This is a genomic window from Pedobacter nutrimenti, assembly GCF_003208655.1.
In the GTDB taxonomy this organism is placed as follows: Bacteria; Bacteroidota; Bacteroidia; order Sphingobacteriales; family Sphingobacteriaceae; genus Pedobacter; species Pedobacter nutrimenti.
This window is the reverse complement of the sequence record NZ_QKLU01000004.1, coordinates 492897-512375: the sequence shown is the minus strand read 5'-3', so window position 1 is coordinate 512375 and position 19479 is coordinate 492897. Positions and strand designations below refer to the sequence as shown.

Annotated in this window: 16 protein-coding genes; 6 read left to right on the top strand and 10 right to left on the bottom strand. The window is 43.6% G+C overall.

Going from position 1 to position 19479, the window contains the following annotated elements; genetic code table 11:
• Positions 1 to 45: 45 nt before the first annotated feature.
• Positions 46 to 846 (bottom strand): hypothetical protein, encoded by an 801-nt coding sequence (locus tag B0O44_RS13770; protein ID WP_110831495.1) that lies wholly within the window; start codon positions 844 to 846, stop codon positions 46 to 48.
• A 232-nt stretch (positions 847 to 1078) separates the two neighbouring features.
• Here B0O44_RS13770 and B0O44_RS13765 point away from each other — a divergent pair, with 232 nt between their 5' ends.
• Positions 1079 to 1729: a hypothetical protein gene (locus B0O44_RS13765; protein WP_110831492.1), complete on the top strand. Its 651-nt coding sequence runs from the start codon at positions 1079 to 1081 to the stop codon at positions 1727 to 1729.
• A gap of 9 nt (positions 1730 to 1738) precedes the next feature.
• Here the strand turns inward: B0O44_RS13765 and B0O44_RS13760 are convergent, their stop codons facing one another.
• From B0O44_RS13760 to B0O44_RS13720, 9 genes are all read right to left on the bottom strand, one after another.
• Entirely contained in the window at positions 1739 to 1936 is a 198-nt protein-coding gene (locus tag B0O44_RS13760) for a hypothetical protein (RefSeq protein WP_110831490.1), read from the bottom strand.
• Between the two features lie 152 nt (positions 1937 to 2088).
• Positions 2089 to 3000 carry a metallophosphoesterase family protein gene (locus tag B0O44_RS13755; protein WP_110831487.1) on the bottom strand — a complete coding sequence of 304 codons (912 nt, stop codon included), beginning with the start codon at positions 2998 to 3000 and terminating at the stop codon, positions 2089 to 2091.
• Positions 3001 to 3022: 22 nt separating this feature from the next.
• Positions 3023 to 4828, bottom strand: a complete 1806-nt coding sequence (locus B0O44_RS13750) for a RagB/SusD family nutrient uptake outer membrane protein (protein ID WP_110831485.1) — start codon at positions 4826 to 4828, stop codon at positions 3023 to 3025.
• 9 nt (positions 4829 to 4837) lie between these two features.
• Positions 4838 to 8242 (bottom strand): TonB-dependent receptor, encoded by a 3405-nt coding sequence (locus B0O44_RS13745; protein ID WP_211321376.1) that lies wholly within the window; start codon positions 8240 to 8242, stop codon positions 4838 to 4840.
• Positions 8243 to 8501: 259 nt separating this feature from the next.
• Positions 8502 to 9635: a FecR family protein gene (locus tag B0O44_RS13740; RefSeq protein WP_110831481.1), complete on the bottom strand. Its 1134-nt coding sequence runs from the start codon at positions 9633 to 9635 to the stop codon at positions 8502 to 8504.
• 77 nt (positions 9636 to 9712) lie between these two features.
• Entirely contained in the window at positions 9713 to 10291 is a 579-nt protein-coding gene (locus B0O44_RS13735; protein ID WP_110831479.1) for an RNA polymerase sigma factor, read from the bottom strand.
• Between the two features lie 129 nt (positions 10292 to 10420).
• On the bottom strand, positions 10421 to 11647 hold the full coding sequence (locus B0O44_RS13730; protein ID WP_110831477.1) for an MFS transporter: 1227 nt from the start codon (positions 11645 to 11647) through the stop codon (positions 10421 to 10423).
• A gap of 131 nt (positions 11648 to 11778) precedes the next feature.
• On the bottom strand, positions 11779 to 12126 hold the full coding sequence (locus tag B0O44_RS13725; RefSeq protein WP_110831475.1) for a hypothetical protein: 348 nt from the start codon (positions 12124 to 12126) through the stop codon (positions 11779 to 11781).
• 67 nt (positions 12127 to 12193) lie between these two features.
• Positions 12194 to 13426 carry a glycosyltransferase family 4 protein gene (locus B0O44_RS13720; RefSeq protein ID WP_110831473.1) on the bottom strand — a complete coding sequence of 411 codons (1233 nt, stop codon included), beginning with the start codon at positions 13424 to 13426 and terminating at the stop codon, positions 12194 to 12196.
• Positions 13427 to 13529: 103 nt separating this feature from the next.
• Here B0O44_RS13720 and miaE point away from each other — a divergent pair, with 103 nt between their 5' ends.
• The 5 genes from miaE (at position 13530) to B0O44_RS13695 (ending at position 19447) form a co-directional block, all read left to right on the top strand.
• Entirely contained in the window at positions 13530 to 14111 is a 582-nt protein-coding gene (gene miaE / locus B0O44_RS13715) for a tRNA-(ms[2]io[6]A)-hydroxylase (protein ID WP_110831471.1), read from the top strand.
• A 114-nt stretch (positions 14112 to 14225) separates the two neighbouring features.
• Complete coding sequence (locus B0O44_RS13710; RefSeq protein ID WP_110831469.1) at positions 14226 to 16208, top strand: ATP-binding protein; 1983 nt, start codon at positions 14226 to 14228, stop codon at positions 16206 to 16208.
• A gap of 300 nt (positions 16209 to 16508) precedes the next feature.
• The gene (locus B0O44_RS13705; RefSeq protein WP_110831467.1) at positions 16509 to 17747 is read left to right on the top strand and encodes a quaternary amine ABC transporter ATP-binding protein; all 1239 of its coding nucleotides are present in this window, start codon (positions 16509 to 16511) and stop codon (positions 17745 to 17747) included.
• The gene (locus tag B0O44_RS13700; RefSeq protein ID WP_110831464.1) at positions 17748 to 18575 is read left to right on the top strand and encodes an ABC transporter permease; all 828 of its coding nucleotides are present in this window, start codon (positions 17748 to 17750) and stop codon (positions 18573 to 18575) included.
• Positions 18576 to 18580: 5 nt separating this feature from the next.
• Positions 18581 to 19447, top strand: a complete 867-nt coding sequence (locus tag B0O44_RS13695) for a glycine betaine ABC transporter substrate-binding protein (protein WP_110831967.1) — start codon at positions 18581 to 18583, stop codon at positions 19445 to 19447.
• The last annotated feature ends 32 nt before the right edge of the window (positions 19448 to 19479 follow it).

The following is a 19479-nucleotide window of genomic DNA, read 5'->3' as shown; positions in this document are numbered from 1 at the left end:
TAAACCAATGATATTGGATGCGATGAAAAGATATTGTAAATAAGGTTAGGGTTTCCCTTCAAATAAACTTAGTGCAGCTTGTTCTTCCACAGGCTTGTTCAAAAGACCTTTACTGGTGCTGTAACCATACACTTTTTTAAAAGGGATTGTCCTGCCTTTGCAGTCTGCATAATTACCATGGAAATAGAAAGCATAAAAAGCGGTTTGGGCCGCTGTTTTGTACAAGCTTAAGGTATAACGCCGGTTTCCGGTCATCCGGTCTTCACTGTAGCTGACCTGTTCACCGGGTTTACTATAGGCACTCCCTGTCCAGGATGCTGCGCGGAGGTTAAGGTGTATATGACAGGCCTGGCTTTTAGGGCTGCTGACCACGACCGAAAAATAGTATTTATCATTTTTAAAACTGTCCAGTAAAATACGGGATATAAAAATGACCGGCGTTTTATTCCTGCCGGCGGTTTTTACGTTTTTTGCAGCCCCGCCTGGAAAAGTGTGGATTGCTTTTTGGGCACTGTCATAGCGAAAATGATATTGTGCCAGGCTGGAAGTGACCGTTCCAAGCAGCTCTTTATTGTTTTGAATAAGCAGGCTTTTGTTTAGGGAGTCTTTTTTTTCCAGTTCGCGCTGGTACTGGGCTTTTTTTTGTTCTCTGATCTGTGCATTTCTCTGATACTGGATGCATTGCAGTAAAATCGCAATGACCACCAGGGCAATTGTAATCCAGCCATTAATGGTAAAGCCTTTAATTTTTCCTCCCGGACCACTTTTGATGACCTCCGAAAAAGAGGGGATGGCTGCCACAAGGAGTGTCAGAAACACAGTAACCAGGAACACAACATTCTCCATATCCGAACTAATATAAGTTTTTGCATTCAGTAAGTCAATTAAAGGGCTTAATCTTTAGATGCATCTACAGGTGAGTATGGATGCGCAGGCTTGGTGATGCAGAAATTTTGTACAAATTTAATCATCTGCGGGCATTTTAAGGATTTTATTGAGATAAAGTCATTATAATGATGGGATTGTGAATGAGCAGGACGTTTATTTCGGCCCTTTTTTTGTGCTATAGGGTTCGACTATGAAAACCATTTCTGCATTACTGTATTTTCTTAACCATCATTCTATTCTGTCCATGTTGGTCATTATAGTGCTTAGTCTTATCGTGAGTATTTTAAGACGAAAATTTTCCTGGCTAATTGCAGGGCTCATCCTGGGTTTTGTCAATATCTTTACCGCCCAGTTTCTCAACGCCTGGTTCCTGAATAAATTCGGTATACAGGGCACTGCTGTTGTAACACAGGTTGTTGAAACAAATTCCACCTTAAATGATCAGTATATTTCCGATTACGATGTGCTGGTTAAAACGGCCGATGGTAAGGATGTATTGAGTGATTTTTCAACCATGACTGCAGTCATTTATCCGATTAGAAATAACATCCGGCTTCCGGATGCAGGTGCACAGATTGCGGTGAAATACATACCGGGTTATGAAAAAAATATCGTGATCCTGAGTGATGAATCGAGCTATGGAAGGTCCATGTTAATTGGGGAGCATAAACAACCCGTAGAGAAGGCTGCAATACAGTATCAGGCAAGTCCGGGAAATGAGGAATTCAAAAAAGAGTACATTAAGGCTTTGAAAGAATTTATAGAAGAACCGGCGAATTCCCCGGACAGCGTGAGTGTCCGTAACTACAGGTTGCTGGTTAAAACACTGGAAGGACAATAACAAGGTGCTCTAGAATATGCCTTTTCCTGAAATTTTCTGCTGCAGTACCCATTTGTCTGATTCTTCCTTTAACTCGACAAGTTTTTGGTTCACTTGTATAAAGCGTTCCTGTAGAGCTGCCCGGATTTCAGACAGGCTTGGGTTGCGACTTTCCTGGGACAGGCTGGTTTCAGGAAGATCTTTTTTATTTTGATCGGGATGCTCCATAAACTTAGCTTTTATCAAAAGTAAATAAAGGTTTAGCCAGTTGAAGCATTCACTTTGTTCAGTTTGCTGTTGTTCAGTGTTTTAAGTGATTGTTTCCTGGTTTTGGTAAACTATTGCCTGCCAAAAACCGGCAGGCAATAGTGGATTTTGTTTTACAATGTTGTCTGGATATAAGTATTTTCCAAAGAACCATCCTCATATAATTTAAGAATGGCATAACCCGGAGGTGTTTCCTGGTAATAATAGGCTTTGGCAGATTTTGCATCGCCTTTACCCCACCAGAAACCGCTCATTGCACCGTTGCAGTAGTATTCTATGCCATTGTACCAGGCTCTGTCCAGTAAATGTTGGTGACCGCTCAGACAGACTTTTACTTTGTCTTTATGTTTGTAAAACAGTTGTTTGAGTTCTTTGTGGTCTCCATGTTGCCCACCTTCCCAGGTATTGGTAACTGTTAATATGGGGTAGTGGGACATCAACAGGACCGGGGTATTTTGGGGGAGTTCTTCCAGTTCTTTTTCCAGCCATTTAAATTGCTCGGGGTCGAGCGTAATGTTTTTATTGTTTCCGTCCAGTACAATAAAATGCCAGCCCTTTTTCGAAAAGCTATAATAACGTTTGGGTATTTTTAAACGTTTGACGACATAGTCTTTGCCATACATCTGATCTTCTTTGGAAGGGGCTGCCCACCAGGTGTCGTGGTTGCCGATACAGCTGTGTACTTCATAGGAAGAAAGCATTGTTGTACATTCATCCCAAACGGCCCATTGTTCGGTTACCTGTTCCCTGACCACATTGTCGTAAGAGGCATCGTGGATGGTATCACCGCCGTTTAAGAAAAAATCGGGCTTATGGATGCTTACAATTTCCTTCAGGCATTTTTTAAATCTTTCGGGGGCATTGTCTCCTTTGCGGATGTGTACATCCGTAATATGGGCGATGGTGAGTACTGGTTTTTTACCTGGTTTTTGAACCTTTTCCGGGCTGGCGGCATAACCAATTTCACCAAATGCCAGGGCCATGGTGGCCAGGGGCAATGCTTTTATTAAATTTCTTCTTTTCATTTTGTTCTATTTGGGTGCAGGTTTATTCCCAGCCCTGTGGTTGTTTTAATTTAGGGTTCAGGATGGTCTGCTGTTGAGGGATCGGGAAATAATAATACTTGGGTTCCGCAAAAAGGCGGGGGTTACTGAGGTTTTCCGGGAACATGATAAATCCTGAACTGGTGTTGCTTAAATAGAAACTGTTGCTGCTTAAGTAGTATTTAAGAAGTTTGGAGCGGACTGCTTCCGGTAAAGGAGCAATCGGACTTTCGTCTGCCGGGGATTGTAAAATGGCAATGTCCTCTATTCCATCTCCGGTTACATCATAAGCGCCCAGTTGAGGGATGTATATACCCTGAGTGGGTCTTTCCAGCAGTTTTCCTGCTTTCCAGCGGAGCAGGTCGGCAAACCTGAAACCTTCGCAGGCCAGTTCTACATTACGTTCACGACGTATTTCCAGCAGCAGTCCCTTATTACTTCCGGTAACCAGCGGATAGATGTTTTGCAGAATGAGGTCTGGATTTGAATTGGCATTGCCCAGGTTCAAAGCAGCCACACCAGCCCTGGAGCGCAAGAGGTTAATGGTCAGGTCCAGATCATTTTGAGAGATATTGTCCAGCTCTGCTTTTGCTTCAGCCTGAATTAAAAGTACTTCTGCATAGCGGATCAGAGGAAGGTCTGTAAACTCCGTATAGACCTTGGTAACGGGATCAACTGCGTAAAATTTGATCTGCGGATAGCCTCCAAAGGTTGGCCTGATTTTATTCGGAATTCCTCCGGCAGTGGTCGAAAAGCCCGGAGGCATAATGGTAACTGCCATTCTGGGGTCCCGGTTTTTGAAAACCTGGGTATAGGTCTTTTTGTCCCAGTCCGGGCTGGAGGTAAAGGCTGTTCCGTCCAGCATCAGATAAGTATCTGCCAGAGATTTACTCAGTGAATACTGCCAGTCAAAAACATAATGGGTACTGTTGGCCCGGTTAAGGCTTTGGTCAAAGTCCTGATAAAAAATCATTTCTTTGTTTGTACTCAGGTCTGCACTGGTAAAGAGTTTTTGGTAATCCTCTCCTTTTTTGCCGGTATTGTAAATACTGAAACCAGCGCCCATAATTTCCTTTGAAGCTGATACAGCTCGTTCCAGGAAGCCGTTTGCAGTGTTTTGAAGGCCCAGTTCATCGTGATATTTACGGAAGGTACCTTCAAAGAGACAAAATCTGGCCAGTAAGGCTGTTGCGGCCCATTTGGTAATGCGGGTATTGCTGCCCCCTGCTTTGATGCGGCTGGCGGCATACTCCAGGTCTGCGCGGATGGAGTCGGCCACCAGTGGCCTCGGGTCTTTTGCTTTATAAAGGGCGGCTTCGTCTTTTGCATCCAATACGGAGGTATAATAGGGGACTTCTCCGAAGCGTTTAAGCATTTCGAAATAAAAGTTAGCCCTGTAAAATCGGGCAATGCCCTTAAAATGGTCAATTGTAGCCTGGTCGCCTTTCACATCCTGCAGGTTGTTCAGCATGTAATTGATTCTCCGAAGGTTTTTCCAGTCCCAGGAATCGGCCGAAACATTGGCGGGGTTAATTTTCCCCCGGATCAGGTTATCGACCTCACTTCCGCCCAGGTTTACCGAAATGTTATCTGAAAACAGATCGTTATAGGCCGGACTGAAAGAAGTCATGCCGCCCATTTCATAAAAACCATTGCTGTAGGTTTCCAGATCGGCAGTGGTTTTAAAAAAATCTTTTGGATTAATAGAAGTTTGAGGTGGCCTGTCCAGAAAATCTTTCTTGCAGCCTGCCGAAAGAATAAGGATGATGACCGGGACAATCAGTATGTGGTTGAAATATTTTGTTTTCATAAGATGGGGTTAAAAATTAAGGTTCATGCCAAAGGAGTAGGTCCGCTGAAAAGGATAGATGTTCCCTTGTAGGCCTTCAGGATCCAGTTTGACCTTTAGTTTGGAATATTCAAACAGGTTTTCCCCGCTCACATAAAAATGAACGTTTTGCAGTTTGAGTTTTTTGAGCACACTTTTAGGAAGGGTGTAACCCAGGCTTAGGTTTTTTACCCTTAAATAGGCTGCGTTCTGGAGGTACCTGGTATTCGGTATGCCCAGTTCTTCTCCCGTATCTTCGGCAGAATAAGCTTTGACTCTTGGAAAATAAGCATTCGGGTTTTCAGGGCTCCAGTGGTCCAGGTTCTGAACGGTCACGTTTGTCCAGGGCTGGGCATAAATCCCCCAGAAATAAATATTGCCCCCGGAGGCATACCAATCTCTTTTGCCTACCCCCTGCAAAAATACCCGGATGTCAAATCCTTTCCAGGCGGCCGAAAGGTCCAGACTGTAAGGCAAACGGATCTGACTGTTGCCGATTTTATAAAGGTCACCTGGGTTGTCAACCGTTTTATTCCCAAAATCTACTTTACCATCCTTATTGCGGTCCTTGAATTTAATGTCGCCAACATAATACTGGTACCTTTGGTCATCTGTTCCAACAGCAGTCTGGTTGGCATGGTTTTTTAATTCTTCTGCATTCTGGAAAAAGCCTTCGGCTTCAAGACCCCATATTTCACCAATTTCCATGCCTTCATAATAATTGTTTTTTCCAAACATTTTGGTCGGGTTGTCAAAACGGGTAATGTAGGCCCTGTTGTCGCTCAGTGCAAAAGTGACATTGTAGGAAAGCGGTGATCCTGCAAGTGGTACTGCATCTCTCCAGCTTAGCTTTACTTCCCAGCCTTTGGTTTTCAGGTCTGCAGAATTGGATGTGGGCGAAGCGGTTCCGAATACTGCAGGAAGAAGTTTCCCGGGAACCAGCATGTTTTTTGTATACCGGGTGTATTTATCCAGGTTAACTTCCAGCCTGTTTTTGAAAAAGGCCATGTCAATTCCCATGTTAATGGTCGAAACCTTTTCCCAGGTAAAGTCATTGGAAATGGCTCCCGGAGGATTGACATAGGTGGACTGTTTCCCATCCAGAATTTGTCCGCCCTTTTTGCTTTGAAGAATGGCCAGGTAGTCGTATTCCCTTACGGAAGCCTGATTGCCAAGTACGCCATAGGATGCCCTCATTTTCAAAAGATTTAACCCTGTAGCTTGTTTAACTGGGGCAAAAAAGTGTTCTTCCGATAACAGCCAGCCGGCAGAAGCAGAAGGAACAAAAACCCATCTTTTACCTGCGGCAAAACGGGAGGAGCCATCGTAACGACCGTTAAACTCAAGCAGGTATTTTTCTTTGAAGTTATAGTTCAGGCGATAAAAAATTCCCTGTACGGCCCATTCTGCAATATTTTCGGTAACGGTCTGATCCCCGGTTGCCAGGTTTACAGAAGGAATGTTGTTGGAAATCAGGAGTTTTCTGGAAGCCAGAAAACTGGTGTTGATGTAATGTTCCTGGTTATAACCGACCAGGCCTGAAACAAAATGATTACCTAGTTTTTTGTGGGCTTCGGTATATAAATTGACCACATCATAGCGGACGCTGGCATTTTTGTCTGTTGCCGAAGTAGAGCTGGATAGCGGAGGGGATAAATTAGGACCGGTTTTATAAGGTACGGGTATTTCATAAGACCTGTATAAGCTGTCGAGTCTTCTGAAGGTGGCATCTCCTTTTAGGCTCCATACATCTTTGATCAGGGAGGCATCAAAAGAGAAAGTGGTTTGAACGGTATGGTGATTGACACTGGTACGGCCACCTTCTTTTGCCGCACCCAGGATACTTGCACCAGCCGATGTCCAGGACCCGTCAGGGTTTTTAGGGATATCAGTGATCAGGGTCCTGTTGATGTTCGAAAAATAAGAGCCCCCGATAATGGTTGGAGCTTCATAAATGCTTTGGCTGAGCATGGTATTGTTGGAAAGGGTCAGCCATTTTGTAATGTTGAAATCAACTTTCCCCCGCAGGTTGTAAAGATTGTTTTTCTCTTTTGCATCGCGTACCAAACCTTGCTGGTTATAGTAATTTGCAGAAAAATAATAATTCAGCTGCTCTGTTTTTTTGGAAACACTCATGCCTGCATTATAACTTGGCGCCGTTTTATTATAGGCTTCCCGGAGCCAGTCTGTACTGCCAATGTAAAACCATTTGTTGGGATCATTTGGGTCGGTAACCACATTGGGCAAGGAAGAATCTAAGGAACGTAAACGTGCAGCCTCAACAAGGGCCGGGCTGAAGGCTGGGTTGTACAAGGGATAAGCGGCTTCGTTTTTGGTTTTCAGGGCGATATAGGGATCTGTAACCACAGCCGGAAGTTTTCCGACGGTCCTGATGGCCATGTAACTGTTAAAACTTACATTGAGCTGATCGCTTTTTGCAGTTTTTGTACTGATCAGCACCACCCCGAAGGCAGCCCTTGCTCCATAAATGGCTGCAGCTGCGGCGTCTTTGAGCACAGAAATGGTTTCAATATCCGAAGGGTTTAACATCAGTAGTTCCGAAGCCGAGAAAGGCACATTGTCAACCAGAATTAGAGGGCTTCCACCATTTAATGAAGTATATCCCCTGATGTTAAATTCGGGCGGGGTATTGGGCTGGCCATTGGCAATGGTAATGTTCAGATTGGGGATCAGTCCCTGCAATCCCTGTCCTAAATTCGCAATGGGCCTGTTTTCAAGTTGTTTGGACGTAATGGCATCCACAGAACCGGTCAGGTTTGCCTTTTTCTGTGTCCCATAGCCCACAACCACAACTTCACTTAGGTCAGCATGTGCCGGAACCATGGTGATTTGCAGGTCTTCTGCTTTTTTGACCTCAATTTCCCGGGTCTGGTAACCCAGATAGGAAATAACCAGTACTGCACCACCCTCCTGAACGCGTAAGCGGAAATGGCCCTGTTCGTCTGTTTTATACCAGGTTTTTGTGCCTTTGACCTGAATGGAAACAAAAGGCATGGGTAAACCTTTTTCATCAGTTATGGTCCCCTTAATTTCCAGATCTGTAAAAAACCGGACGATATTGCGTAGTATAGTGCCCTGTTCGGGTTTAATGACAATGGTATTGTTGTCTATGGTATAGGTTAGCGGCTGGCCCTCGAGGCATTTTTTCATCACCTGGTCCAGGCTTGCCTGTTTGAAATGAATGTTCAGCCTCTGGCTGGCATTTAACTTGTCCTGTTCCCAAAAAACATTATAACCGGTCTGTTTTCTGATTTCTTTAAACACAGATTTGATAGGAATGTTGCTGCCGGTCAGGGAGATGTTCTGTGCCTTGCTGCTGGCACTGGCCTGGAGCAGGAAAGTAATCATTAAAACTGTGGTAAGCTTAATGCTCATTAATAATTGTCTTTTAAATGTTCCGTCAGCATAGGAAATATCCGATCGCCTGACGGGAAAAAATTTAGCAACACAGGATTTTAGCCTGTGGAAAAAAACAGTATAAATTGTATACATTTGTTTGTTTATTGTGAGTTTCAAGTATTCTATCGCTTAGTATATTCGGCCAACCGCAATAAAACATGCGGGGTAAAACCCTTACAGGTCAGTGATGTTCGCAGCATCGCTGACCCTTTTTCGAATCCTTTGGCCTGCTGGTTTATTTTGTAACTATAATTTTCCTCCCTTCAATTTTAAAGTGAACAGACCCTGTTAATTCTAATGTTTTTAAAAGCTGGGAAACCTGACTGAACCTGGATACACTGCCGCTGAAGCGGCGTTCAGCTAAAACGGGTTCCTGAAAATTTATTTGAACATCATACCAGCGCTCTACCTTTTTCATAATACTGCCCAGGTTCTCATTGTTGAACATAAACAGTCCTTCTTTCCAGGCAAGGAACTCTTCCACCTCGACAGGAACAATTTTTAAATGTGCTCCTGCAACAGACTGCTGCCCTGGCTTTAATAGGCCTTGTTCAGCAGGGTTTTGAGTTAAAGAGATTCTGACGCTACCTTCTGCAAGAGTGGTCCTGACAGGTTCTCCATCTGCATAGGCATTGACATTAAAATGCGTACCAAGTACCTCAATTTTCTGTTTTTCGCTGCTGACAATAAAAGGCATTTGCTTGTTTTTGGCCACTTCAAAATAGGCTTCGCCTTTGAGCTGCACCTGGCGTTGTTGACCGGTAAAAGCTGCAGGATAGGTTAAAGAAGAAGCGGCATTAAGCCATACTTTTGTGCCATCAGGAAGGTTGACCTGGTATTGTCCGCCCCTTGGTGTTTCTATGCTGTTTAATCCTGTGGTCGTGGCCGGGCTTTCTGATTCAAGGGTGTATATCAGCTGGCCGGCAGCTGTTTTACTAATTCGGCAACCAGATTGTTTGGCAATTTCTCCGTTAAGGGCATCATCAAGGCTAATTTTATGGCCGTTGGATAAGGTTAAAATGGCTTTGTTTTTACCTGGTTGGATATCATTTTTTACAGCCTCGTATTGGCTGTCAGGTAAAAAGGCACCGCTCAAATAAGCTCCGGTATATAAACTGCCGCACAACACAAGGATTGCTGCTGCGGCATACCAGAATTTTTTGGTGCCGGAACTGGCTTTTTCAGGATGCAGCTTGTGGATATTGGACCAGATTTCTTTTTCGAGTTTCTCATAGTCCGGTTCTTCTATATCTGCCGGGAGCTGATCGGTTTCCCTAAGGTACCAGGTTTCTACAATGGCTTTTTCTTTGGCCGTGCATTGACCGGCCAGGTATTTTTCAAGTAGTTTTTTTGAGCGTTCGTTTTCCATATTCCCCGTTTTGAGCGGTTTGTATGGTTATGATCTTTTACCAGGCCATTGGTAGTAGAAAAAATAAAAATAAATTTTTAGAAATGAATAAACAGGAACAGGGCGGCCAGGGGGCCAAGTTTTAAGCGGAGTATTTTAAGGGCGTTGTTGATTTGTTTTTTTACCGTTTTGTCAGAAATCTCCATTTTTCCTGCGATTTCTTTGTTTGACAGAAAGTCTTTTCGGCTGAGTTCAAAAACTTCCCTCATTTTAAGTGGTAGGCGGGCAATCTCTTTTTCAATCCTTGAGGCCAGCTCCCGGTCCCGGAGCAGGTGGTCGGTTGTATCTGTTCCTTCTTCCATGAATTTTTCAAGAGAACTCATGTATTTTTCTTTAACCTTGGTTTTGGTGAAGATTTTCAGAATGCTGTTTCTTACTGTGGTATAAAGAAAGGAAGATAAAGAGCTGTGTATGTCCAGTTGGTCGGACTTTGACCAGATCATTACAAACACGTCCTGGATAACATCTTTGGATTCGTTTTCGTTCTGAAGGATTTTTCTGGAATAGCGGTAAAGTACACTCCAGTATCTTTTGTAGATTTCCGTATAGGCCTGATGGTCTCTTTGTTTTAAGAGCAGGAGCAAATCGTTATCGGAAAGCTGATTGTAGGTCATCATTAACACATCCTGTACAGAGCACAAAACAACTGTTCATTGTTAAACCCAGGGTTTTTTGTTTATTATGATTGTGTTAAATAAAAAAGGTCAGTATGCTTTATACTGACCTTTTTTACTCACCATACAATCTTATTTCCGGTTTAACCGGATGCTGATCCCGGTGACACCAATGGCCAGCACAACAAAAAGCGCCCCGACCCAGGGGGTCGCACTCAATCCAAGGGGAGAGGCGACAATCAGGCCACCGGCATAAGCACCTATGGCGATGCCAATGTTAAAGGATGCAATATTAAAGGCGGAGGCTACATCTTCTGTTCCGGGAAGCTGTTTTTCTGCTGTTTGTACCACAAATAGCTGCAGGCCCGGTACATTGGCAAAAGAAAGCCCGCCCAGAATAAATAAAGTGATCACGCTCAGGATGGTGTAATGGACCGTAAAACTGAACAGAAACAGTACAGCAGCCTGCAAAATGAACATCCAGAGCAGCGCCTTGAGCGGGTTTTTATTGGCTGCTTTTCCTCCGGCAAGGTTCCCGATGGCAATGGCAATTCCATAAAGGAGCAGAATGACCGTAACCGTAGATTCTGTCAGACCGGTAATTTCCTGCAGAATTGGGGACAGATAAGTGAAAGCCACAAAGGTACCTCCATAACCTAAAGCGGTCATCAGAAAGCCCAGCAGAAGACGTCTATTGCCCAGAACTTTTAACTGTGATTTGAAAGAGGCGGCCTTTTCATTTTTGAGGTTTGAGGGAATTAAAATCACACTGGAAATCAATCCGATAAGGCCCAGAAATGCAACGCCAATAAAGGTGGCCCGCCAGCCAAAATGCTGACCGATAAAAGTACCCAGCGGAACACCGGTAACAATGGCTATGGTTAAGCCTGAAAACATAATTGCAATAGCAGATGCCCTTTTTTCGGCAGGGACCAGTGCCGCAGCAATGGTTGCACCAATGGCAAAAAATACACCATGGGCAAAACCTGTTATGACCCGGGCCAGCACCAGGGTAATAAAACCTGGCGCAATAGAGGCCAGTCCATTTCCTATAATAAAGAGTGCCATTAAAGAAATAAGTAGCGGTTTTCTCGGTATCCTGCTGGTCAGTGCGGTTAAAATTGGAGCTCCTATGGCAACGCCAATCGCATATAAACTGACCAGTAAACCTGCTGAAGGGATACTGATGTTAAGGTCTTTGGCAACAGTTTGTAACAAACCTACAATTACAAATTCAGTGGTCCCAATGGCAAAAGCACTAATCGTTAATGCCCATAATGCAGCTGGAAGACCTTTTTTTTGAGTAATATCCAATGCCTGGGATGAAGTGGCCGGGATAGATTTAGTATACGCATTCATTTTTTTGAAGCCTGTCTTTTTGATCAGGCATACAAATTTCCATAAAAGCTATGTATTATTAAAATAACTTAAATTATGGTTATGTATCAGAATAATGATGTGTTAATAGTGGTAAAGATCTTATTCCTGAATTAAAACTCCTGCAGTTCTTCAGGTCTGATCTGGCGTTGCGGACGATAACCAATCAGGGCAAGGTTAATTTCATCCTGTGTGCTGGGGTTGATCAACCGGGAGCAGTAAGCCTCTCCGTTTGGATAGCAAAAACTGATCACAACCCTTTCCCTTGGGTGTTCAATTTCCGGCAGCATGGCCAAAGTTTCATAAAGGCCATTGAAGACTTCCTGGATGTTTTCAGTTTTAGGAAGGACAAAAAGGATTTCTTCTCTGCTGGAATCAAAATAGGTAAGACTACGCCATGAGGGATCATGATAATGCGCTTTAAGGTTCAGCAGGAGCTGCGATTTGTACGGATGTTTCATGGATTGGTTTGCTGCTGCTAATATAGCATAAAAGTCCTGATACAAAAGGAGCTGAAACAGGATAGCCTCAATTTTTTTTGTTTTTTTCTTCGATCCAAAGGGACATGTATTTTGTACTGTTTGCGGTATGGTATTGAAGTAACTGACCAAAGAAATTTTGCTGGCGGTGTACCGATAAATGAGATTGCAGGTGATTTACTTTCTGAATAAAGGCAGTTTCAAATTTTGCTTTTCCATAACGTTCATTCAATATCCGGATGCCATTTTTTCCGGCTTCAAGCCATTGTGCTTTATCCTGATACAAAGCCGCTGCCGCGCTAATAAAATCCTGATAATTGTCCGTTAGTGTGCCGTTCCATTGCAACTTTCCTTTCATGGCTTCGGCACCTGCCGGTGTGGTAACAGTTGGCGTTCCGCTACGCATGGCATCTATAAATTTTCCTTTAAGACCAGCTCCGAATTGAATTGGAGCCAAAAGGATTTTGTGTTTGGAAATGGCTTCAATAGCATTTTTTGCACGGCCATGCACATAGAATTTTTCCTTTTCATGGTGTAATTGCAAAACCTTTTGGGAAGGATAAGCCCCGTAAATGTTCAGACTGGCACCAGGTAATTTTTTGCGCAGCAAGGGCCAGATTTCCGTTTTTAAAATTTGCACCGTATGCCAGTTGGGCTCGTGTAAAAAATTACCAATAAAAACAAAGCCTTCCCGCTGCTCATACGTTTTCCACTGCCTGACTTGTTCTGCTGTCAGTTCTTCTTCTAAAAAAGGAATATAGTAAAGTAAAGCGGGATCTATACGGAATTGCTGTTCCAGGAGATTCATCTCGGCCTCTGAGATGATCAGGCTCAGGTCACAACGCAGTATGGAAGCAATTTCTCTTTTGGCGAGGTCTGTAAAAAGGTCTTCTGGTTTTTCTTTTTTGATGGCCTGTTGTCTGGCATGACGTAAAAAATGAAGGTCTTCAGTATCCAGTAGCAGCAAGGCCCCGGGACATTCCTGCCGCAATCTCCAGCCATACTGCTCTTCAATCATAAAGCGGTCAAAAAGAACCAGTCCGGGATCCAGATTTTTTAAAAACAGGTTAAAGCTATAGTCATTTAATTTGATTTCCTGTTCCTGTACGCCAAGCTGTTCCAGATTGAAACTAAATTCACTTTTGGAGGCCGCTGAAGCAAAGCAGATGTGGTAGCCCTGAGAAAGAAATAGTTTGACCAGCTGGATCATCCTGGTTCCTGCAGCCGATGATTCGGGCTCTGGCCAGACTTGTCCGATGATCAGTAATTGCTTTGTGTTCATTGCTTCTGAAAATTAATCCCTGCAAAACTAGCCGTTTTTAATGCATAATTTTAAAAGCCTATGATTATTCCTAATTTTGCAGGAAAAAACTGATCGGAAACTCATGCTTGGATTAAAATTATTGACAGACCCCCGCTGGGCAAATATTGCAGAATCAAATTTAGAAGAGATTTTGTCTGACCATGCCTGGTGTGAACAAAAGGCTGCCACAAATGCCATTACCCTGATTGCCAATAATTCCGAGCACATGGACCTGGTGGAGGAACTTACCTCCATTGCCATTGAAGAAATGCAACATTTTCAAATGGTGGTAGACATCATCAAAAACAGGGGCTACACTTTAGGACGTGAGCGGAAGGATGATTATGTCGGCCGCCTGGTGAAGTTCAGTAAAAAAGACGGGAGCCGGAATTCTGCTTTTATTGACCGCCTTTTGTTTGCGGCCATGATCGAGGCCCGAAGTTGTGAGCGTTTTCGTGTACTTTCTCAAAACATTAAAGATCCCGAGCTGGCAAAATTCTATCATGATCTGATGGTCTCAGAAGCTGGGCATTATACCACATTTCTTAATTTTGCCCGGAAATATACAATAGATGTTGATGTGGAAAAAAGGTGGAAAGAATGGCTGGACTTTGAAGGTGAGCTGATCCAAAGTTTTGGAAATAAGGAAGCCATTCACGGTTAGACAGTAGCCTGTTCTTTTCTGCTTTTTTCGATCTGTTTTCCATTAAGCTGCTTTTTTATATTGAAAATTTTGGCTGATTAATTGTTGTTGGAACAGTGATCATCTTAATATATTATGAGGAAAAGCAAAAAAGATTTGGGGGGACTGTCCAAAGCAGAACTTTTGGAAGAGATTGAAAGGCTCCAGTCCGTGCTGGACAGTACCAGTGCCAGTATTTTTGCCTTTGATGAACATTTTAACTATACGGTTTTTAACAAGGCACATCAGGAAGTCATCAAAGCGGGCCGGGGAGTGGAGTTGCAGCTGGGAGACAATTACCGGGAGCTTGCCGGGAAAAATAGTGGAATTGATGAGGATAAAACAGTTGAATTATTTAACCGGGTCTTATCGGGCCAAACGGTTGAGACCATAGAAGAGTTTGGGGAACCAGATTTACACCGGGCCTTTTACAGTATGATCTGCAATCCGGTATTTGCTGCAGATGGCACAGTGAAAGGGGTAACTGTATTTTGTCAGGATATTTCTGAGCAAAAAGCAGCAGAACAACGCTTACTTAAGGCAGAGGCCGAATTGAAAAGGACAGTAGAATTATTGGACACCAGCCAGCGGATCAATAAAACAGGGGGCTGGGAATATGATGTATTAACAGGTTCTGTGTACAGAACAAAATACCTTAAACTTTTATCGGGAATACCAGACGATACCACCACCGTGGAACAGGCCATTTCTTTTTACCGGGAAGATGGAAGAAGGCGTTTGGAAGAAGGGCTAAAAAAAGCCATTGAACAGCAACAGCCCTATGATCTGGAACTTCAGACCATACATGATGACAAATGGCTGAGGAGCATTGGTATACCCGTGGTTAAAGATGGAAAAACGGTGAAAATAATGGGAGCGGTGATGGATATTACGGCCGTAAAGCATACGGAAGCAGAACTGCTTAAGGCCAAGCAGACTGCTGAAAGCGCAGCGCTGGCCAAACAACAATTCCTGTCTAATATGAGCCATGAAATCCGTACGCCGATGAATGCGGTGATTGGTATGACACATTTGTTGTTGCAGGAAGATCCCAAAGCTGAACAAATCGAAAATCTCAAGGTCCTGAAATTTTCAAGTGAAAACTTACTGAGCCTGATCAATGACATCCTGGATTATAGTAAAATTGAATCCGGAAAAATAGTTTTTGAAGAAACGGATTTTAATTTAACAGAACTGATGAGCAGCATCAAGCATGCCCACCAGATCCAGGCTGACGAAAAAGGAATCCGTTTTGAGCTTAAAATGGATGCAGCACTGCCTCAAATTTTGGTGGGCGATCCGGTGCGCCTTTCACAGATATTAAATAACCTGATCAGCAATGCACTTAAATTTACAAAAAAAGGCTCAGTGCTGGTGACCATTGGGCTCCGGTCTGCAGACCATCAAAGTGTGCAGCTGGACTTTGGGGTAAAAGATACAGGGATCGGTATAGAACCTGCGGTACAGGATTATATTTTTGAGAGTTTTGCGCAAGCCAGCGCAGATACGACCAGGCGTTTCGGTGGCACAGGTTTAGGACTGGCCATTACTAAAAAATTATTGCAGCTGCAGGGAAGCGAGGTACACCTGATTTCCCAACCGGGGAAAGGATCTTCTTTTTCCTTTAGCTTGTCTTTCAAAAAAAGCGAAAAAAAATCTGCTCGTGCCTATCATGGTCAGACCAGCCAGTTGCAGAATCTGGGGGGCTACAAGGTCCTGCTGGCTGAGGATAATGAAATCAATACCAAGGTTGCCCTTAAATTTATGGAAAAATGGGGCCTGCAGGTAGATCTTGCCGGAACTGGGACAGGGGCCGTGGAAAAGGTCAAACAAAATGAGTATCACCTGGTACTGATGGACCTTCAAATGCCGGTGATGGATGGTTATAAAGCGAGTGTTAAAATCCGTGCGCTCAAAGGAGAACGTTTTCAGAAAATACCCATTATTGCGCTCACCGCATCGGCTTTTTCAGAGGTTAAAGGCAAAACGATTGAAGCAGGAATGAACGATTATATTTCCAAGCCTTTTAACCCTTCGGAACTGTACGGAAAAATTGTTCAGTACCTGTTTTCAGACTGATTTTTTTATCCTGTTTTAAACTGTTTTAGGAGGTCTGAATGAAGGCCCTTCAAACGCTTTTTTGAGTTAAAACTTGGTTTTTGACCTTGTTTTGCCTATCTTTGCACAGTTTTTAGTTTAAACGTCCGCTGTTAAAGCACCATCTGAGTGCTTGTTTTTCTATAAAGATACAGCAACAATATCTGTTTAAATGTCCGGGGAAATTACACCCTGATTTTTTCATTTTAATGTTTTATTTAAAGCATTTGTACAGGCAGTAATGAAGCTGTTTTGTATTCAATTTTTAACAGGAGAAAACCTATGTCCAAACTTAAAATAGAAGCGCTCACCCTTATTTTTGGAAAAGAAAAAGAAGAAGCACTTTCTTTATTGAAACAAGGTAAAAGCAAGGCCGAAATCCTTAAGAAAACGGGTTGTACCGTTGCAGTAAAAAACGCAAACTTTGAAATTGAACAAGGGGAGTTTTTTGTCATTATGGGTTTGTCGGGCAGTGGTAAGTCAAGTTTGCTGCGTTGTCTGAATCGCCTCATTGAACCAACTTCAGGTAAAGTGATCCTCAACCAGGTCGATATCACCAGTTTGCAGGACCAGCAACTGCAACAGGTCCGCCGCAAAGAAATGGCTATGGTTTTTCAAAAATTTGGTTTACTGCCACACCGTTCGGTACTGGAAAATGTAGCTTTCGGACTGGAACTCCAGGGCGTAGCAGAACAGGAACGTTTGGAAAAAGCGCAATCCGTTATTAACCTGGTTGGTTTACATGGATATGAACAGCAGCATACCGCCTCGCTTTCCGGTGGAATGCAGCAGCGTGTTGGTCTGGCGAGGGCTTTGGCCAATGATCCGGAAATCCTGCTGATGGATGAGGCATTCTCTGCACTGGATCCATTAATCCGTACGCAAATGCAGGATGAGTTAATTGACCTGCAACAGAAGATGCACAAGACGATTGTATTTATTACACACGATCTGGACGAGGCCATCCGGCTTGGGGACAGGATTGCCATTATGAAAGATGGTGAGGTGATCCAGATTGGTACCCCCGAAGATATTTTAACCAGTCCGGCAACAGCATATGTTTCTTCTTTTGTCGAAAAGGTAGACCGCAAGTCGATCGTTACTGCTGCCAGTCTGATGTTTGAAAAACCAACGGTTGCCATTTATAAAAAAGATGGGGTAGAAGGGAGTTTACGAAAAATGCGCAGTTCGGGATTAACATCTTTGCCTGCAGTTTCTGCCGATAAACATTTTCTGGGCTTTGTTTACCTGAAAGATATTCTGGAACTGAAAGCGCAGGGACACAAGACTATTGAAAAAGCGATTTTAAGGGATTTGCCTGTGGCTTACCCTGAAAGCACAGTAGAGCAAATGCTTCCATTTATTGCAGAGAATGGAAGGGCAGTGCCCGTCGTCGATAAAGACAGTAATAAACTATTGGGCATCGTTGCCCAGACCTCTTTGCTTATTGAAACAACAGGGGCCTGCTGGCAAAATGTAAATGGAAACATGATGGATAACCTTCAAAAAGAAATTGTATAAATGATGCGTATAGGATATTATATTGAAAAACTGATTAACTGGCTAAGCTTTCAGGGAGAAGGCTTCTTTGATGCCGTACGGGTTGTTGTAGAGGCTGTGGTGAATTCTGTGGAATGGCTGTTGCTGCTTCCGCCTTTTTATGTACTGATTTTGCTCATTGCTTTTCTGGCCTGGAAAAGATCAGGTTGGGGCTTAACCATACTGACCCTTACAGGTTTGTCCCTGATCTGGGGAATGGGCTATTGGACCCAGACCATGGCAACACTTGCCCTGATTTTGTCATCTGCTTTTATTGCATTGCTCATAGGCATACCGCTGGGCATCTGGGCGGCAAAAAATGCTTTTGCGGGGAAACTGATCCGCCCGGTACTTGACCTGATGCAAACCCTGCCCGCCTTTGTGTACCTTATTCCTGCGGTACTGTTTTTTGGTTTGGGAAAAGTACCTGGGGCCTTTGCAACAGTCATCTTTTCCATGCCCCCGGCAGTGCGTTTAACAACCCTGGGGCTTAAGCAGGTACCCCGGGATATTGTAGAGGCTACCCGCTCATTCGGAGCGACTTCAAAACAGCTGCTTTTTAAAGTTGAATTGCCACTTGCCCTTCCAACCATATTGGCCGGAGTAAACCAAACCATGATGATGGCCCTTTCTATGGTCGTGATTTCTGCAATGATTGCCGCGGGCGGACTTGGTGAGGTGGTGCTGAAGGGAATTACCCAGTTAAAGATCGGGACAGGTTTTGAAGGTGGGATTGCGGTGGTGATCCTGGCTGTAATTCTGGATCGGATTACCCAATCCTTTGGTTTAAAAAAGGAGATTAAAGTTTAATGAAAATGAGAAAATTAATTGTTCATACCAGTATCCTGCTGTTTATGGGGACAATGCTTTCCTGCAGTCATACCCCAGCTGCTAAAAAAGTTGTTATTGCCTCGGTAAACTGGGCCGAAGGTATTGCAATGACACACTTGTCTAAGGCCCTTCTGGAACAGCAGGGTTATAAAGTAGAAGTGAAAAATGCAGATGTAGCACCCGTATTTGCTGCAGTGGCCAGAGGGAATGCCGATGTTTTTTTGGATGCCTGGCTGCCTGTCACACATAAAGAATACCTGGATAGATTTGAAGATAAGCTTATGGTGATGGGAACAAATTTCCAAAAGGCACGCATTGGTTTTGTCGTGCCTGAGGAAGTTAACATCAGCAGTATTGAAGAATTGAATGCGAAATCGGCATTGTTCAAAGCTAAAATTGTAGGGATCGATGCTGGTGCAGGAGTCACAAGCAAAGCGCAACAGGCCATAAAAAGCTATGGATTACAGCTAGAACTTCAGTCTTCCAGTGAGGCGGCAATGCTGGCTGTATTAAAGAAAAGCATCGATGCAAAACAAGCTGTAGTGATTACGGGCTGGACACCTCATTATGTGTTTAGTGTTTATAAACTGAAATTTCTGGATGACCCTAAAGGCGTCTTTGGTCTTGCAGAAAATATCCAGACCGTGGTGAATAAAAAGTTTATGGCCTCGCATCCCGAACTGGCTGATTTCTTTAAGAATTTTCAGCTGGACGATGCAGAGCTGAGTTCTTTACTGGCCAGCCTGGCCAGTAGCCCGAATGAACAAGAAGGCGTAACAAAATGGCTCGCGGCACATCAGGACTTTGCTGCGAAAATGGTGTCATTTTTCAAACCAGCAGATCCGGTTTAAAGAAAAAAAACAGACAGGATTTTTTCCTGTCT